16 protein-coding genes and 1 tRNA gene are annotated in these 15,416 nt (G+C 66.3%); 5 read left to right on the top strand and 12 right to left on the bottom strand.

The window, feature by feature from the left end; genetic code table 11:
- Positions 1–12 precede the first annotated feature (12 nt).
- Positions 13–819, bottom strand: coding sequence for an MOSC domain-containing protein (locus LPB260_RS27775; RefSeq protein ID WP_208709209.1), 807 nt, complete (start codon positions 817–819; stop codon positions 13–15).
- Here LPB260_RS27775 and LPB260_RS27770 point away from each other — a divergent pair.
- Positions 818–1,303, top strand: a complete 486-nt coding sequence (locus LPB260_RS27770) for a DUF1499 domain-containing protein (protein WP_208709207.1) — start codon at positions 818–820, stop codon at positions 1,301–1,303. The two genes, LPB260_RS27775 and LPB260_RS27770, sit on opposite strands and share 2 nt — an antisense overlap.
- Here the strand turns inward: LPB260_RS27770 and LPB260_RS27765 are convergent.
- From LPB260_RS27765 to LPB260_RS27735, 7 genes are all read right to left on the bottom strand, one after another.
- The gene (locus tag LPB260_RS27765) at positions 1,300–2,235 is read right to left on the bottom strand and encodes a chemotaxis protein CheV (RefSeq protein WP_208709205.1); all 936 of its coding nucleotides are present in this window, start codon (positions 2,233–2,235) and stop codon (positions 1,300–1,302) included. The two genes, LPB260_RS27770 and LPB260_RS27765, sit on opposite strands and share 4 nt — an antisense overlap.
- 172 nt (positions 2,236–2,407) lie before the next feature.
- Positions 2,408–3,739, bottom strand: a complete 1,332-nt coding sequence (locus LPB260_RS27760; RefSeq protein WP_208709203.1) for an ATP-binding protein — start codon at positions 3,737–3,739, stop codon at positions 2,408–2,410.
- A 23-nt stretch (positions 3,740–3,762) separates the two neighbouring features.
- Positions 3,763–4,380, bottom strand: a complete 618-nt coding sequence (locus LPB260_RS27755; RefSeq protein ID WP_208709201.1) for a chemotaxis protein CheC — start codon at positions 4,378–4,380, stop codon at positions 3,763–3,765.
- Positions 4,381–4,740, bottom strand: coding sequence for a response regulator (locus LPB260_RS27750; RefSeq protein WP_256625620.1), 360 nt, complete (start codon positions 4,738–4,740; stop codon positions 4,381–4,383).
- A gap of 245 nt (positions 4,741–4,985) precedes the next feature.
- A complete protein-coding gene (locus LPB260_RS27745; RefSeq protein ID WP_208709197.1) occupies positions 4,986–6,545 on the bottom strand; it encodes an FGGY-family carbohydrate kinase in 1,560 nt (519 codons plus the stop codon).
- A 15-nt stretch (positions 6,546–6,560) separates the two neighbouring features.
- On the bottom strand, positions 6,561–8,171 hold the full coding sequence (locus LPB260_RS27740; protein ID WP_208709195.1) for a glycerol-3-phosphate dehydrogenase/oxidase: 1,611 nt from the start codon (positions 8,169–8,171) through the stop codon (positions 6,561–6,563).
- A gap of 2 nt (positions 8,172–8,173) precedes the next feature.
- A complete protein-coding gene (locus LPB260_RS27735) occupies positions 8,174–9,769 on the bottom strand; it encodes an FAD-binding oxidoreductase (RefSeq protein ID WP_208709193.1) in 1,596 nt (531 codons plus the stop codon).
- Positions 9,770–9,895: 126 nt separating this feature from the next.
- Between LPB260_RS27735 and LPB260_RS27730 the strand changes: the two genes are divergently transcribed.
- A complete protein-coding gene (locus tag LPB260_RS27730; RefSeq protein WP_208709191.1) occupies positions 9,896–10,921 on the top strand; it encodes an AraC family transcriptional regulator in 1,026 nt (341 codons plus the stop codon).
- Between the two features lie 8 nt (positions 10,922–10,929).
- On the opposite strand, the gene glp is transcribed toward LPB260_RS27730, so the two are convergent.
- The gene (gene glp, locus LPB260_RS27725; RefSeq protein WP_208709189.1) at positions 10,930–12,144 is read right to left on the bottom strand and encodes a gephyrin-like molybdotransferase Glp; all 1,215 of its coding nucleotides are present in this window, start codon (positions 12,142–12,144) and stop codon (positions 10,930–10,932) included.
- On the bottom strand, positions 12,141–12,680 hold the full coding sequence (gene moaB / locus LPB260_RS27720) for a molybdenum cofactor biosynthesis protein B (protein ID WP_208709188.1): 540 nt from the start codon (positions 12,678–12,680) through the stop codon (positions 12,141–12,143). Before moaB ends, glp begins: the two co-directional genes overlap by 4 nt.
- Positions 12,681–12,748: 68 nt before the next feature.
- On the opposite strand from moaB, the gene mobA reads away from it, so the two are divergent.
- The 3 genes from mobA to LPB260_RS27705 all read left to right on the top strand — a co-directional run bounded on the left by mobA (position 12,749) and on the right by LPB260_RS27705 (position 13,854).
- Positions 12,749–13,333, top strand: a complete 585-nt coding sequence (gene mobA / locus LPB260_RS27715) for a molybdenum cofactor guanylyltransferase MobA (protein ID WP_208709186.1) — start codon at positions 12,749–12,751, stop codon at positions 13,331–13,333.
- Between the two features lie 84 nt (positions 13,334–13,417).
- On the top strand, positions 13,418–13,639 hold the full coding sequence (locus LPB260_RS27710; RefSeq protein WP_208709184.1) for a YgdI/YgdR family lipoprotein: 222 nt from the start codon (positions 13,418–13,420) through the stop codon (positions 13,637–13,639).
- A gap of 138 nt (positions 13,640–13,777) precedes the next feature.
- Positions 13,778–13,854: transfer RNA gene (locus LPB260_RS27705), tRNA-Pro, on the top strand.
- Positions 13,855–14,059: 205 nt separating this feature from the next.
- Here the strand turns inward: LPB260_RS27705 and LPB260_RS27700 are convergent.
- On the bottom strand, positions 14,060–14,944 hold the full coding sequence (locus tag LPB260_RS27700; protein WP_208709182.1) for a chemotaxis protein CheV: 885 nt from the start codon (positions 14,942–14,944) through the stop codon (positions 14,060–14,062).
- A gap of 111 nt (positions 14,945–15,055) precedes the next feature.
- On the bottom strand, positions 15,056–15,292 hold the full coding sequence (locus tag LPB260_RS27695; protein ID WP_208709180.1) for a glutaredoxin family protein: 237 nt from the start codon (positions 15,290–15,292) through the stop codon (positions 15,056–15,058).
- Positions 15,293–15,416 lie beyond the last annotated feature (124 nt).

Raw genomic sequence — 15,416 nt, 5'->3', positions numbered from 1 at the left:
GCGCACCCCGGCCTACTCGAGGATCTCGACCGGCATGCCCAGCGTCAGCGCGCCGGTGCCGCCGGCAATCAGGTTCTGGCCGAAATACACCTCGCCATCGCGCTCGCGATAGCGCTGCAAGGTGGCCAGCGGCTCGCGATCGGCGCTGCGCTCGCCGCTGTGCGGGTCGAGGGTGGTCATGATGCAGCGCGAGCAGCCCTTGGCCACGCGAAATTCCAGGTTGCCTATGCGAATGCGTTTCCAGTCGTCTTCGGCATAGGGCGCCGCGCCCTCGACCACCAGATTGGGCCTAAAGCGCAGCATCTCCAGCGCACGACCCACCCGCGCGGACAGGTCATCCAGCGAGCCCTGGCCGATCAGCAACAGCGGGAAACCATCGGTGAACGCCACCTTGTCGCCGACCTCGGCATAGGCGGCATCGACCTGCCGCGCACGCGCTTCGGGTATCTGCACCAGGCGGCAGGCGCGCCCCAGCAACTGGCTCAGCCAGCGCGCGGCGGCCTCGCCGGCATCCGGCACCTGCAGACTGTCGCGCCAGATGGTCACGTCCCGCAGCTCGGCCTGCTCAGCGGGCAGCGCAACCAGCAGGTCGGCCATCCCCGGCGCGCTGAGCAGCAGTTGCGCCTGGCCCTGCCAGCGGGCCTGCAGCTGGGTCATCTGCGGCAGCAGGCGCTGGGTCAGGAAGCGTCCGCTGGCGGCATCGACTACCATCCAGCGACGATCCCCCAGAATCCCCAGGGCATCCACTCGAGCCTCAAGCAGGGGCTCGGCAATCGCCGACTTGAGCGGATAACGGTACAACCCAGCGAGACGTAACATGAGCCAGCCTTCCCTTCGGCAAAACGCCCTTATACGAGCATGCCGGCGTGCCTACAAGCCCGCGGCCGGCCTGGCAGCGCTGATCCTGCTCGCCGCCTGCAGCGCCGGCACACCGGCGAACCTCGGCGTGCGCGATGGCCGCCTGGCGCCCTGCCCCGACTCGCCCAACTGCGTCAGCAGCCAGGCGCTCGACGCACAGTGGCGAGTCGAACCGCTGCCCCTGCAGGGTAACCCGCGTCAGACCCAGGAACGCCTGGTCACGCTGCTCGAGCGGGAGCCGCGAGCACGCCTGGTGGAACAGCGCGACGGCTACCTGCGCGCCGAGTTCAGCAGCCGGTTGCTGCGCTTCGTCGACGACGTGGAGTTCCTGGTCGGCGAGCAGGCAGTCGATGTGCGCTCGGCGTCTCGCCTCGGCTATGCGGATTTCGGCGTCAACCGGCAACGCGTCGAACGGCTGCGCCAACGCCTCGAGCGCCAGCCCTAGGCGTTCGGCTGGTCACGCAGCAGGCGCTCGCGAATCACCTCGACCAGCTTGTCCGGCTGGAACTTGGAGAGAAAGTTGTCGCAGCCGACCTTCTTCACCATGGCCTCGTTGAAGCTGCCGGACAGCGAGGTGTGCAACACCACATACAGATCCTTCAGGCGCGGGTCCTTTCTGATCTCCGTGGTCAAGCGATAGCCGTCCATCTCCGGCATCTCCGCATCGGTGAACACCATCAGCAGCTTGTCGCTCAGCACCTGCCCGGCATCCGCCCACTGCTGAAGCAGGCGCAGCCCCTTCAGGCCATCGGTTGCCACGTGCATCTTCATCCCCAGCTGCGACAGGGTATCGCGCAGCTGAGCCACCGCCACGCTGGAGTCATCCACCAGCAGCACCTCGCGGCCGCGGGCTCGCGCCAGCAGTGGATCGCTCAGGCGCTCGCCGGAGATCTTCGCGTTGTAGGGGACGATCTCGGCCAGTACCTTCTCGACGTCGATGATCTCGACCAGCTGATCCTCGACCTTGGTGATCGCCGTCAGGTAGTGCTGGCGCCCGGCGCCGCCGGGGGGCGGCAGGATGGCTTCCCAGTTCAGGTTGATGATGCGGTCGACTCCGCCCACCAGAAACGCCTGCACCGAGCGATTGTATTCGGTGACGATGATGGTGCTGCGCTCATCCGGGAGCAGCGGGCGCATGCCGATGGCTTGCGACAGGTCGATCACTGGCAAGGTCTGGCCACGCAGATTGATCACACCGCAGACGCAGCGGTGGCGATGCGGCATCAGCGTCAGCCTGGGCATCTGCAGGACTTCCTGCACCTTGAACACGTTGATCGCAAACATCTGCCGACCCGACAGGCGGAACATCAGGATTTCCAGGCGATTCTCACCCACCAGCTGGGTGCGTTGATCGACCGTGTCGAGAATGCCGGCCATTGCGTACTCCTAAGATTTGTCGAGCGAGTCTATTGCTGGGGTATCGGCCGGACTAGGCGCAACTGAAGCCGCCTCAGGTGCACAGCGCCATGCCCGGTCCTCCTGAGCGCGGCCAGGCTCGCCACTTGGGGCCAGACTTGCTCGCAGCACGGCGCCAGGGGTCGCCTGCGCGTCAGTGGTCGGACACCGGGGCGTCGCCGCCGCCCTGCTGCAGGGGCTGGCGCACCGGCAGCCAGACGGTGAACGTGGTGCCCTGGCCCAGCTCGCTCTCGACCTCCAACCGACCGTTGTGCTTGTCCACGATGCTGTAGGAAACGGACAGGCCAAGGCCGGTGCCCTGACCCACCGGCTTGGTGGTAAAGAACGGCTCGAACAGCCGACTGAGGTGCTGCGGGGCGATGCCTACGCCATTGTCGCGCACCCGCACGAACACCCAGTCGTCCTGGCATCCCGTCTCCAGCCAGATGGTGCCCTGCTTCTCGATGGCGTGGCCAGCATTGACGATCAGGTTCATGAACACCTGGTTGAGCTGGGAGCCGAGGCACTCGATCATCGGCAACTCGCCATAGGACTTGATCACTTCGGCCTTGAACTTGATCTCGTTCCAGATCACGTTGAGCGTACTGTCGAGCCCCTTGTGCAGGTCGGCGGGCTGCCAGTCGCCCGAGTCGATATGGGAGAAATCGCGCAGGTCCTGCACGATCTGCTTGACCCGTTCCAGGCCTTGGCGCGATTCCTTCACCAGGTCCGCCATGTCCTCGCGCACGAATTCGTAGTCGAGCTTGCGATTGATCTCCTCCAGCACCGCGCGGAAAGCGGCATCCTGTTGCTGGGCCGCCTGCTGATAAGCCTCGATCAGGGCGAACAGGTCACCGACATAGCCCTGCAGGCTGCTGAAGTTGGAATACACGTAGCCGACCGGGTTGTTGATCTCATGGGCGACGCCGGCTGCCAGCTGGCCGATGGCGGCCATCTTCTCCGACTGCAGCAATTGCGCCTGGGTATCCTCGAGCTTGCGAATCAGCCGGGCCTGCTCGTCCTTCTCCGCCTGCAGCAACTGATTCAGGCGCTCCAGTTGCAGGTGCTGGGTGGCGATTTCGGTGGCGTCGGCAATCGTCAGGCAGACGAACTTGACGTTGCCCTCGGCATCCAGCACCGGGGAAAAGGTGCAGTTCTGGTACATCGCCTCGGCCTGGCCGGTGATCGGCCGGCTGCCGGAGAAGTTGAACAGGTAGGGGCGCTGCTGCCAGGAGGTGAATGCCAGGTTCTGCAAGGCGAATACGGCGTCGACCTTCTTCTGCAACCACAGCCGCGGCAATTCGGGACAGACGTCGAACAGCAACTGGCCGACCACATCGGCGCTATCCTGGCCGCTGTTCAGCACCATGAAATCGTTCCAGAACACCACCCGGCAATCAGCGTCGAGCAATAGCACGCCGAGGTTGATATTCTGCAGCACTGCGCGCAGATCCGCGTGCACCAAGCCCTCGGTCACGACCGTCATCTCAAATCCTTCCCCGGATAGCGTCAGATGTCACTGAGCAGTCGGTCGATCAGCTCGATGACGGTGTCTACCGTGTCCTCGGTGATGCATACCAGCAAATCGCAATAGAAGCTGTGAGTTGCGACCTCGAAGTGAATCTCCAGCACCAGCGCCTGGTGATCCTGAAACTCCTGGCTGCCCAGGACCTCCTGCAGCGAGCGCCCGCGGGAAAACAGCGAAGGCGAGCCATAGCTGACCTTCATCTCCACCTGTTGCGCCAGTCCGTTGATACAGGCGCCAGTGAGGATATTGGTGACGTCCAGCACCAGTTCGTCCTGAATGCCGCCCTTCTCGGCCCCTTCATAGCCCATCAGACCGGCGAGCTGGTCGGCGCCATTCTCGCCGAAACACACAATCACTTCGCCGCGCAGGCGGCCGAGAAAGGATTGACGGGTAATGATCACCGGCTGACTGGCGAGCATCAGCTGCTCCAGCAGTGCCGAATTGGCCACGCCGACCGGATGGATCCGCGGTACGGACAAGGTGACGAAGGTCTCGGTCAGGCGCGCCAGGCGGTCGGCGCCCTGCCCCATCGCCACGTTCATCAGCTCCTGCAAGGCATCGCGCTGATCTTCGCTCAGACCTGTCAATCGACTGCTCATCTAGATTAACCCTATCTGGCGCAGCGCCACCTGCATGGCTTCAGGCGTGATCGGTTTCTTGACGAAGGCCGCCGCGCCGAGCTCGCGCACACGCTGCTGGGCCTGCGGCTGGATATCCGCGCTGATGACGATGACCACCGCGTTGGCGTCCTCGCGCTTGAGCAGTTCGAGGGTACTAAAACCATCCATGACCGGCATCGTCAGGTCGAGGAAGATCACCTCGGCGTGCCCGGCATGGTAGGCGTCCAGCGCCTCCTGGCCGTTGGCGGCCTGGGTCACCTCCGCCTTCAACTCGTCAGGCAATGCCTTCATCACCAGTTTTCTCGACATGGCCGAGTCGTCGACAATCAGTACTTTCAAGCGGGCCTTCCTTTCGATCATCTTATTATTGTTGCGGGTGCTCTTAGCGTATTGCTTTGCCGCAACGCTGGCTAGCGCATCGCGCCCCCTACTACCTTAGCCGAGCAGCGCCGGTTCGCCACGCCGGTTCGCGCCGGTCAAACCTGGGTTTGCCCGGCGGCACACTTCCGTGTATTGCAGGAAAAATGGGCGACAGCCGGCAGGACTCTGCTGGCCCGCGGCGCCGGCGCGAGAAGCCTGCGCGACTAGGCCGGGTAACCGGTGATGGCACGAATGCGAAGGTACAACGGCCTGAGCTGCTTGTACATCTGCAGATAAACCTCCCGATAAAGGCGCTCATAGAGACGACGAGCCGACGGGTCGGGCTGGAAAACCCGCCCCACCCGGGTCATCGCCTGGATCGCCGTGGGAAAGTCGGGATACAGGCCGAGCCCCACCGCGCAATCGATGGCCGCGCCCAGCCCGGAGGTCTCGTAGGTGTGCGGCCGCTCGGCCGGCAACCCGAAGATATCGGCCGTCAGCTGCATCGCCGCATCGCTCTGCGAGCCGCCCCCGGACACACGCAGGCGGGTGATCTTGCTGCCCGAGCGTCTTTCGATCCGCTCCTTGCCCTGGCGCAGGGCGTAGGCCAGCCCCTCGAGGATGGCGCGATAGAGGTGCGCCCGGGTGTGCACATCGCCGAAGCCGATGATCGAGCCCTTGGCCTCCAGCCCCGGCTCGCGTATGCCCGGCGACCAGTAGGGCTGCAGCATCAGCCCCATGGAGCCGGGCGGCACCGAGTTGACCAGCTCGTCGAACAGCACCTCGGGCTCCACGCCCGCCGCCCCGGCCCGCTGCAGTTCATGCAGGCCGAACTCCCGCTTGAACCAGCTGACCATCCAGAAGCCGCGGTAGATCATCACCTCGGTGTTGAAGTGGCCGGGAATCGCCGAGGGATAGGGCGGAATTAGCGGCGTGGTTTCCAGGTACTCGCGCCGCGTGGTGTTGATGGTCGCGGTGGTGCCATAGGACAGGCAGGCGATATGCGGCTCGACCCCGCCGGCACCGAGGACCTCGCAGGCCTTGTCGGCGCCGGCGGCGATCAGCGGCAAGCCCTCGGGAATCCCGGTATGGCGGCTGGCTTCGGCGCTGATGTGGCCCAACTGCTGGCCCGGTTCGTAGAGCTCCGGCAACTGCTCGCGGCGCACCGGCATCGCCTGCCACTTCCAGTCACCGGGCGCGGCCCAGCGCAGGCGCTTGTAGTCGAACGGCAGGTAGGCGACGCAGCAGGCCAGCGAATCGACGAAACGACCGCAGAGCCGGTGGCTGAGAAAACCGGACAGCAGCAGTACCTTGTGGGTCCTGGCCCAGATCTCTGGCTGCTGCTGGGCGATCCAGTTGACCTCGGCCTGGGCGCGAAAGTGCGCCACCGCGTCCTCGGCCCGAGCCAGCTTGAGCAACCAGCCCCAGAGCCCCTTGATCCTGCCCCGCACCTCGGCGCGGCGCTGGTCGAGCCAGAGGATGGCCGGGCGCAGCGGCTGCCCGGCCTCGTCGACATTGATCAGGGTGCCGCGCTGGGTGGTCAGCGACACGCCCCTGATCCGACTGCGGTCGATGTCCACCTGCTGCCACAGACGCTGGCAGGCTTCCCCCAGACTGGCCCAGTAGTATTCCGGGTCCTGCTCGGCCCAGCCCGGCTCCCTGGAATAGTAGGCCTGCAGTTCCACCTTGCCCTTGCCGACCAGGTTGCCCTGCAGGTCGAACAACAGGGCGCGCACGCTCTGGGTGCCGTTATCGATGGCCAGCAGGTAGCTTTGCTCGCTCAAGGTGCAGTCCCCAGGTTATGGGTTGATGATCGGAGCCGGCGCCGCAACCGGCTCCGGCAGGCTATAACAGGCACGCCAGAGTGCCAGGTAGTCGCATTCCTCCTGCCCCCAGCGGGCGTCATCCCAGCCCAGACGCGCCTGGCACAGCTGGCGGATACGCGGCAGCTGCGCGCCGGCGCCGCCCGGCAGCAACAGCCCGATGCGCGTGCGGCGCAGCAGCAGATCGTCGAGATGCAGTACCAGCTCGCCTTGCGCCGCCCAGGCCAGCTCGGCCCAGAGGGTCTGGGTACCCGGCAGGCACTCGCAGCCGACTTCCGCCAGCACCTCCTGCAAGCCCGGCAGCTCGCGACCGTAGCGGCCACTCAGGCGTCTCTGCAGCGCCGGACTCAACTGCGCCAGCGCCGGCGCGACGCAGGGCCCGAACAACGCGCCATCGTCTTCCACCAGGGGCCGGCCGACGAAGTCGGCACAGGCGCGCAGCACCTCCAGGGCCAGCAGGCGGAAGGTGGTGAGCTTGCCGCCGGCCAGGGTCACGCAGCCGGGCTCGACCCAGAGCACATGTTCGCGCGTCTCCTCGGAGGGCCTGCGGCCGGACTCGCCGTCGCCGACCACCGGCCGCACCCCGGCCCAGGTGGACAACACATCGGCGCCGGTGATCCGCGCCGCGGGAAACTGCTGGGCGCAGGCGGCCAGCAGGTAGTCCAGTTCCTCGCCACTGATCCGCGCCTCCTGATCCAGCGACTGGCGATGGTCCAGGTCGGTGGTACCGACCACGGTGGCGCCCTCCCAGGGGAAGACGAACACCGGCCGGCGATCCGCGGCGTGCATGAAGCTGAAGGCATGGGCCACCGGCAAACGCCAGGCGGGCAGCAGCAGGTGACTGCCGCGCAGCGGGCGCACGTGCTCCTGCCCGCGCGGACTGCGCAGGCGCTCGGCCCAGGCGCCGGTGGCCAGCGCCACGGCGCGGCCATGAAAGTCGAAGCGCCGGCCGGTTTCCCGGTCCTCGGCACGCAGGCCGACCACCCGCCCCTGCTCGCGCAGCAACTCGACCACCCGCACGCCATTGAGCGCCTCACCGCCTTCGCCGCGCGCCTCACCGAGCACGCGCATGACCAGGCGGGCATCGTCGGTCACCGCATCGAAGAAACGCGTGCCACCGAGCAGACCCGCTTCCTTGAGGCCCGGCGCCAGGAAACGCAATTGCTGCAACGGGTAATACAGGTGGTTGCGCTTGCCGGCCATAGCGTCGTAAAGCGCCAGCAGCCCGCCAAACAGCTTGGGGCCCGGGAACTCGCCGCGATAATGGGCCATCAGGAAACTCAGTGGTTCGACCAGCCCGGGCGCCTCGCGCAGCAGGCGCTGACGCTCGCGCACCGAATCGCGGGTCAACGCGAGCTGGCCCTTGGCGATGTAGCGCAGGCCGCCGTGGACCATCTTCGACGAGCGGCTGGAAGTGCCCCAGGCGAAGTCGCGCTGCTCCAGCAGCAGGCACGTCCAGCCGCGCCGCGCCGCCTCATGGAGGATGCCGGCGCCGCAGATGCCGCCGCCGACCACGATCAGGTCCCAGTCACGAGCCGCCAACTCGGGCAACGCGCGCTCGCGCCAGTCCGCATTCCAGGCGGGCATGGTCATTCCTCGAGCAGCACGCCAGGCGCCAGGCGGCGCTCCGGGTCGAAGTGGGCGGACAGCGCCTGCAGCGCCGCCATGCCCAGTTCGCCCTTCTCGGCGGCCAGGTAGGGGGCGTGGTCGCGGCCGACACCATGCTGGTGGCTGATGGTGCCGCGGTTCTCGGCGATGGTCTGGCTGGCGGCCTGCTTGAGTCGCTGCCAGCGGCCGATGGCCTGCTCGTAGCTGGCGCCGGGGCGGAACACATAGGTGGTATAGATGCTCGAGCCCTCGCCGTAGACGTGGGACAGGTGGGTGAATACGTGCACCCGCTCGCCCTCCTCGGCCAGGCCGTCGCGCAGGCTGGCTTCGACCTTGTTCAGCAGGTTGTCGACGTTGCTCCAGTCGGTGGCGGTTTCCAGGGTGTCCACCGCGTAGCCTGCGCCCCACAGGCCGTGGCGCAGGTAGGGGAAGCGGAAGCGGTTCTGCGCCCACTTCCTGCCCAGCAGGGTGCCGGTGAAGACCCCGCCGAAGCCCTTCAACAGCTTCTTCGCCTGCTTCAACGAGGCGGCGTTCTGCGCGCGACTGCCGGTCACGCCAAAGGTCAGCATGCACTTGCCCTCGCCGGCACCGCGCAGGGCCAGGTACTTCTCCAGCCAGGCGATCTGCCGCGGATGGCCGGCCAGGGCCAGTTGGGTGCGGGTCTCGATGGCGTTGGACAGGCGCAACATCGACAGCGGCACGCGCGCCTGGGTCAGGGTGCGGATGGCGGCCAGGGCCCGCGGCCAGTCGGGCATGAACACCGCGTAGAACTGCTCCTGCTCGGCCAGGCGACTGATGCGCACCTTGACCTCGGAGATGATGCCAAAACGCCCCTCCGAGCCCATGACCATCTCCCGCAGGTCGGGGCCGGCGGCCGAGGCGGGAAAACAGGGAATCTCCAGGGTGCCGGCGAAGGTCTCGAGGCGACCGCCGGCGAACAATTGCTCGATGCGCCCGTAGCGCAGCGACTGCTGGCCGCTGGACCGGCTGGCCACCCAGCCGCCGAGGGTCGACAACTCCCAGGATTGGGGAAAGTGACCGAGGGTGTAGCCGCGGGCGCGCAACTGACTCTCGACCTGGGGGCCGTTGGCGCCGGGGCCGAAGGTGGCGATCAGGCTTTCCTCGTCTATTTCCAGCAGGCGGTTCATGCGCTCCAGCGACAGGGTCAGCACGGGCCTGGTGCTGGCCTGCGGGTTGATATGACCGGCCACCGAGGTGCCGCCGCCATAGGGAATCAGCAGCGCATCCTGCTGGCGGGCCCAGGCCAACAGCTCGCGGATCTGCTCGGCGCTTTCCGGGTAGGCGACGCCATCGGGGAACACGCCGAACGCGCCGGAACGCATCGCCAGCCAGTCCGGCAGGCTCTGGCCACGGGCGTGGCGCAGGCGCTCCTCGGGGTCCAGGCTGATAAGCGGATGCGCCGGCAGGCGGCTGGCCGGCACCTGGGCCAGCACCTGCTCGAGGCTGGCATCGGCGAGCCTCTGACCCGGCCCCACCAGCTCGCCAAGAAAGTCCTGGCCATGGGCCGGCAGCTCCACCTCGGTCGTTTCCTCGCCCCAGCCGTTCCAACGTCGCATGCGCCTCTCCCGTGGATGTTCCGATCAGTATGGTTGGCTGCCTATACTAGCCAGCCGCCGCCCGGGGTCACTGTCGAATCGGGACAGTACCTATCGCCAATCGAGACAGTCGGAAGCACAAGCGCCATGGAAAACCTCGGCTACACCTCGGTCCCCGCCCTGCTCAAGTACCTGCGCTATGCCGAACACCTCGAGCTGGACACCGAACCGGCGCTGGCGGCGGTGGGCCTGTGCGCCGAGCAGCTGCGCGATACCGGCAAGCGCCTGCCGGGAGAAACCCATGAACGCTTGCTGGCACAGCTGCTGCAACTGTCGGGCGACCCACTGTTCGGCCTGCGCTCGGCGCGCTTCGTGCAACCCGGTTCCTGGAGCGTGCTCGGCTATATCGCCATGAACTGCGCCACCCTCGGCGAAGCCATGGGCCGCATCGTGCCCTACGAGAAGCTGGTGGGTGACATGGGCGTGAGTCGCCTCGAGGCGGCGCAGGATCACGTGCGCCTGATCTGGAGGTGTCGCCACCAGAGCCCGGAGATCCGCCGGCACATGGTGGAGAACGTGCTGGCCTCCTGGCTGTTGTACGCACGCTGGATCGCCGATGCCGATCACTCGCCGCACGAGGTCTGGTTCGAGCATGCCCTGCCGGCCGCCGCCCCCCTGGCCGAATACCAGGCGCTGTTCGGCTGCCCGGTGCGCTTTGCCCAACCCTGCAACGCGCTGGTGGTGCCGCGACAGTACCTCGATGTGCCCCTGCGCCAGGCTGACGCCAACCTGCTGCGCACCCTGGAGGAACACGCGCTGACCCTGATGGCCGGGCTGGACGATGACGAACCGCTGCCGCAGCGGGTCAAGAGTGCCCTGCGCCTGCTGCTCAAGGACGGCCTGCCGCGCAAGGAGCGGGTGGCGGAGAAGTTCCACATGACGGTCCGTACCCTGCAGCGCCATCTGCAACTGGCCGGCACCAGCTACCAGCAGATACTCGACCAGCTGCGCCAGGAGCTGGCCGAGCACTACCTGCTGCGCAGCGACCTGGCGATCCAGGACATCGCCAGCTACCTGGGCTTCACCGAGTCACGCTCCTTCCATCGCAGCTTCAAGAGCTGGACCGGGCAGACGCCAGGGGAATTCCGCGAAAGCCGGCGCGCGGGCACCTAGCCCCCGGGCTAGCCGAGAATCTCGCTCAGCGGAATGAAGCGCAGGCTGTCGCCCTCGGCCAGCGTGGTCCCTTCCAGCACTTCGGCGATGCCTTCGGCCCAGGCGGCGCTGCGCAGCACCCCCGAGCTCTGGTTCGGATAAGGCACCACCCGGCCGCCTTCCAGGCGTGCGCGCAGGTACTCGCGGCGCTTGCCCGGCTTGCTCCAGGTGAAACCGGCCGGCATGGCGAAGCCCAGCGGCTCGACCCGCCGCACGCCGAGACGGCGCAACAGATAGGGACGCGCCAACAGACCGAAAGTGACCAGGGTGGACGCCGGATTACCCGGCAGGCCAAGCACCGGGGCGCCGCGAAAGCGCCCGAAGGTGAGCGGCTTGCCCGGCTTGATCGCCAGTTTCCACAGGGTCAGTTCGCCCTCCTCGCGCAGGGCCACGCCGAGGAAATCCGCTTCGCCCACCGACACCCCGCCGGTGGACAGGATCAGGTCGACGGCGCTCAGCGCGGCCAGGGCATCGCGGGTCTGCTGCAGGTCATCGGCGAGGATGCCGCCATCCACCACCGCACAGCCCAGGCGTTGCAGCCAGGCGATCAACAGCCGGCGATTGCTGTTGTAGATCTGCCCCGGCCCCAGCGGCAAACCCGGCTCGACCAACTCGTCGCCGGTGGAGACAACCGCCACCCGCGGGCGCCGCCGCACTTCCAGCTCGGCCACGCCGAGGGAGGCCGCCAGGCCCAGCTCGATCGGCCCCAGGCGCGTGCCAGCCGGCAGCACGTGGTCACCGACCCGGGTCTCCTGACCCTGCGGACGGACGTTCTGAGCGAGCCTCAGCGGCTCACGAAAGCGCACCCGGCCATCGCCTTCGACCTCGACATTCTCCTGCATCTCCACGGTATCGGCGCCGGCCGGGAGCGGCGCGCCGGTGAAGATGCGCGCACAGCTGCCCGGCTGCAGCGGCCCCGGCGCATTGCCGGCCTGAATACGCTGACTGACCGGCAGCGGCTCGCCGTTCCAGTCGGCCAGACGCAGGGCGTATCCGTCCATGGCGCTGTTGGCCCAGGGCGGCAGGTCCAATCCGGCGATCAGCGGCGCGGCCAGCACCCGGCCATCCGCCTCGGCCAGGGCGACGCGCTCGACTTCAGTGATCGGCGCCGCCTCGGCCAACGCCATCAACTTGGCCAGTGCTTCCTCGACCGGCAACAGGCCGGGCTTTTCGCTGGCCATCATCCACGGCTCTCGCAGGCATCCGCCTGCTTCAGGTGAGCGACGAAGTTGCAGGGGCGATGGCGCGCATCCAGCTGCTCGGCGAGGATGCCGTCCCAGGCGGTGCGGCAGGCATTGGTCGAGCCCGGCAGGCAGCACACCAGGGTGCCGTTGGCCATGCCGGCCAGGGCGCGGGACTGCACCGTGGAGGTGCCGATGTCGGCCACGGAAATCTGCCGGAACAGCTCGCCGAAGCCATCCACCTGCTTGTCCAACAGGCAGCTGACCGCCTCCGGGGTGCTGTCGCGGCCGGTGAAGCCGGTACCACCGGTGATCAGCACCACCTGCACGTCGTCGGCGGCGATCCAGGTGGCGACCTGGGCGCGGATCTTGTACAGATCGTCCTTCAGCAACTGGCGCGCGGCCAGCCGATGGCCGGCCTCCTGCAGGCGGTCGACGAACAGTTGACCGGAGGTATCGGTGTCCAGATTGCGCGTGTCGCTGACGGTCAGCACGGCGATATTCAGCGGCACGAATACCGCCTCGGCCTTGTGATTCATGGCAGGTTTCCAGTTATCGGGGATAATGCCGGAAGTTATATCACAGGCCCGTCCCAGGAGGCTTCGCCATGCCCGCCGTTACTGCCCTGCCGCCCTGTTCCGTGCTGCTGCTCGCCGGGGGCCGTGGACATCGCATGGGCGGGCGCGACAAGGGCCTGCTCGAGTGGCAGGGTCGCCCGCTGATCGCCTGGCTGCACGACCTGGTTAGACCGCTGACCGACGACCTGATCATCTCCTGCAACCGCAACGCCGAGCACTACGCCCAGTTCGCGGATCAGCTGGTGCAGGACGAGCAGCAGGACTTTCAGGGCCCCCTGGCCGGCATTCGCGCCGGCCTCAAGGTGGCCCGGCATGCGCATCTACTGGTTCTGCCCTGCGACGCCCCGCGCCTCGACCGGGCCCTGCTCGAGGCCCTGCTGAGCAGGGCCGGCGAGCATCCGGTGATCGTCCGCCAGGGGGATTACTGGGAACCGCTGTTCTGCCTGATCCCGACCCGCCTGAGCGCCTCGCTGGAGCAGGCCTGGCAGGCCGGCGAGCGCAGTCCCCAGCGCTGGCTGCGAGAATACGCCCCAGTAGCGGTCGACTGCCCACTTGAGGACCCGCGCCTGGCCAACCTCAATACCCCGGACATGCTCGTGCACAGTGTCGGCTGATCGCGCCGACGATCCTGCAGCAAGGAACCTTGGCGGCATTCTTTCGTCTGAGGCTGGGTAGCCATTTCATCAAGGAGCACACCCATGAGTCGACGGACCTTCCCGGCAATCCTACTGGCCCTGGGCCTGGCAACGCTGGCCGGATGCACCTCGCCCTCGGTGATCACCCTGAACGATGGCCGCGAACTGCAGACTCGGGACCAGCCACACTACGATGCGGCATCGGGCTTCTACGAATTCGAGCAACTCGACGGCACGCGCGCCAAAGTGAACAAGGACCAGGTCAGCACCATCCACGAGCTCTGAGCAGTCGCTGCGCTCGGCCGACTGGTCCCGGGCCGACGCCTGACGGGACAAAAGCACCGATCCTTTCGTCTCGTCAGGCAAAAAAATTTAGCCTAACCCCTTGTGCAGCAAATGTTTTTCAGTACAATTTCGCCCTATCGGAGTGTAGCGCAGCTTGGTAGCGCGTCTCGTTCGGGACGAGAAGGTCGCAGGTTCGAATCCTGTCTCTCCGACCAAATCCCAGTTTCTAGCAGTCTCAAGCTGTCTACGAAACACCCCAAGAAGCCCGCCCTGTGCGGGCTTTCTTGTTTCTGCACCCTGCTCATCCCGCCGCCCTTGTCCGGAAGAGTTCGAACCTGAGGCTTGATGTGAGTACGGAGGCGCCAAAGGGCACCAGCCGCCGGCTGATACCCCTAGGTAGAGCTGATTCGGCCCGAACAGTCAGGCCAGCTGCTGGAAGGCGCGCAACAGCGCTTTGCTCAAATCGACAGCGGAGAACTTGGTGAGCACATCATTGGCACCGACCGCGCGTGCTTTCTCGGTGTTCATGGTGCTGTCCAGCGAGGTGTGCAGCAGCACATAGGTCTGGCCAATGATCGCGTTCCGGCGAATTTCCCGCACCAGGCTATAGCCATCCATCTCCGGCATTTCGATATCGGAAACCAGCACTTCTATCGGCTCCCCGGCATGCTGCTGAGTCAGCAACAGGTCCATGGCCGCAGCGGCACTGCGTACCGCCTGGCAGTCGAGATCGAGCTTGCGCAGAGTAACCAAGGTCTGTTGCAAGGCGACCTGGGAGTCATCCACCACCAACACGCGACGGCCTGCCAGCAACCGGCGGTCGGCATCGGACAACTGCTGATCATCGAGCTCTCCCGGCATCGCGGGAGCGAGCTCATGCAGCACCTTTTCGACATCGAGAATCTGCACGATGGCCCCATCGATCTGGGTTACTCCAGTGATGAAGGCTTTAGCCCCAGTACCTGCTGGCGGCGGGCGCACATCGCGAGTCGAGCACTGGACGATGCGCTCGACACGCTGCACATACAGTCCCTGGCGGGAGCGACTGAGCTCGGTGACGATCAAGCAGCCGTCCCGACTGTCGCCATGCCCCACCTCGCCTATCGCTCGCGCCAGGTCGATGACGTTCAGCGCCGCGCCACGCAGTGTCGCAATCCCGAGCACATGAGGATGACGATTAGGCAGTTTGGTCAGCGCCGGGCACTCGACGATCTCATTGACCTTCAGCAGGTTGATCCCCAGCAGCCGGCCGCTGTGCAGGCGGAACAACAGCAGCGAAAACGCGTCCCCCATCACCTCACTCATCAGTGAATCTTTCCCCCTTTAACAACTATCTACAGGCCGGCCTGGGTTACCAGCCCGGTGCCTTATTCCTCTCGGGCGCCTCGCTCACGGGCGTTCATCAGTGGCTGGCCGTCAACGCAGAAACGCCACGACCTGCTCGCCATCGAACGGCCAATCAAGCTCGGCACCGGTATCGCAACGGCGCAGTACCGGTATTCGCAAACCGTACTGCTCGACCCACTCCTCCTGATCGGCGATATCCACCAGCTCCACCAGCAAGCCGTGTTCGACGAACGGCATCAGCAGCGCCTCGGCCACTTCGCACAGATGGCAACCAAGGGTACCGAACAGTTGGCATTCAGGAAGCATGCGTTGGCGTCCAAAAATCACAAGAAAAGCAGTCTAGCATCAGGCCGCGCACGTCGCTGCCCTTGCGCTCGCCCCAGCCTGGGCTTGCGCCGGTCAATACCTGGCAACCGAGACAGCGCCCGCT

Source organism: Pseudomonas sp. LPB0260 (assembly GCF_013388395.1).
The sequence above is the reverse complement of the archived record's forward strand: the minus strand, read 5'-3'. Positions and strand labels throughout refer to the sequence as shown.

Coding starts and splice junctions, on each gene's coding strand:
- LPB260_RS27770 (WP_208709207.1), top strand. CDS start 818: ATGAGCCAGCCTTCCCTTCGGCAAAACGCCCTTATACGAGCATGCCGG.
- LPB260_RS27775 (WP_208709209.1), bottom strand. CDS start 819: ATGTTACGTCTCGCTGGGTTGTACCGTTATCCGCTCAAGTCGGCGATT.
- LPB260_RS27765 (WP_208709205.1), bottom strand. CDS start 2,235: ATGGCCGGCATTCTCGACACGGTCGATCAACGCACCCAGCTGGTGGGT.
- LPB260_RS27760 (WP_208709203.1), bottom strand. CDS start 3,739: ATGACGGTCGTGACCGAGGGCTTGGTGCACGCGGATCTGCGCGCAGTG.
- LPB260_RS27755 (WP_208709201.1), bottom strand. CDS start 4,380: ATGAGCAGTCGATTGACAGGTCTGAGCGAAGATCAGCGCGATGCCTTG.
- LPB260_RS27740 (WP_208709195.1), bottom strand. CDS start 8,171: ATGCCCGCCTGGAATGCGGACTGGCGCGAGCGCGCGTTGCCCGAGTTG.
- LPB260_RS27735 (WP_208709193.1), bottom strand. CDS start 9,769: ATGCGACGTTGGAACGGCTGGGGCGAGGAAACGACCGAGGTGGAGCTG.
- LPB260_RS27730 (WP_208709191.1), top strand. CDS start 9,896: ATGGAAAACCTCGGCTACACCTCGGTCCCCGCCCTGCTCAAGTACCTG.
- glp (WP_208709189.1), bottom strand. CDS start 12,144: ATGATGGCCAGCGAAAAGCCCGGCCTGTTGCCGGTCGAGGAAGCACTG.
- moaB (WP_208709188.1), bottom strand. CDS start 12,680: ATGAATCACAAGGCCGAGGCGGTATTCGTGCCGCTGAATATCGCCGTG.
- mobA (WP_208709186.1), top strand. CDS start 12,749: ATGCCCGCCGTTACTGCCCTGCCGCCCTGTTCCGTGCTGCTGCTCGCC.
- LPB260_RS27710 (WP_208709184.1), top strand. CDS start 13,418: ATGAGTCGACGGACCTTCCCGGCAATCCTACTGGCCCTGGGCCTGGCA.
- LPB260_RS27700 (WP_208709182.1), bottom strand. CDS start 14,944: ATGAGTGAGGTGATGGGGGACGCGTTTTCGCTGCTGTTGTTCCGCCTG.
- LPB260_RS27695 (WP_208709180.1), bottom strand. CDS start 15,292: ATGCTTCCTGAATGCCAACTGTTCGGTACCCTTGGTTGCCATCTGTGC.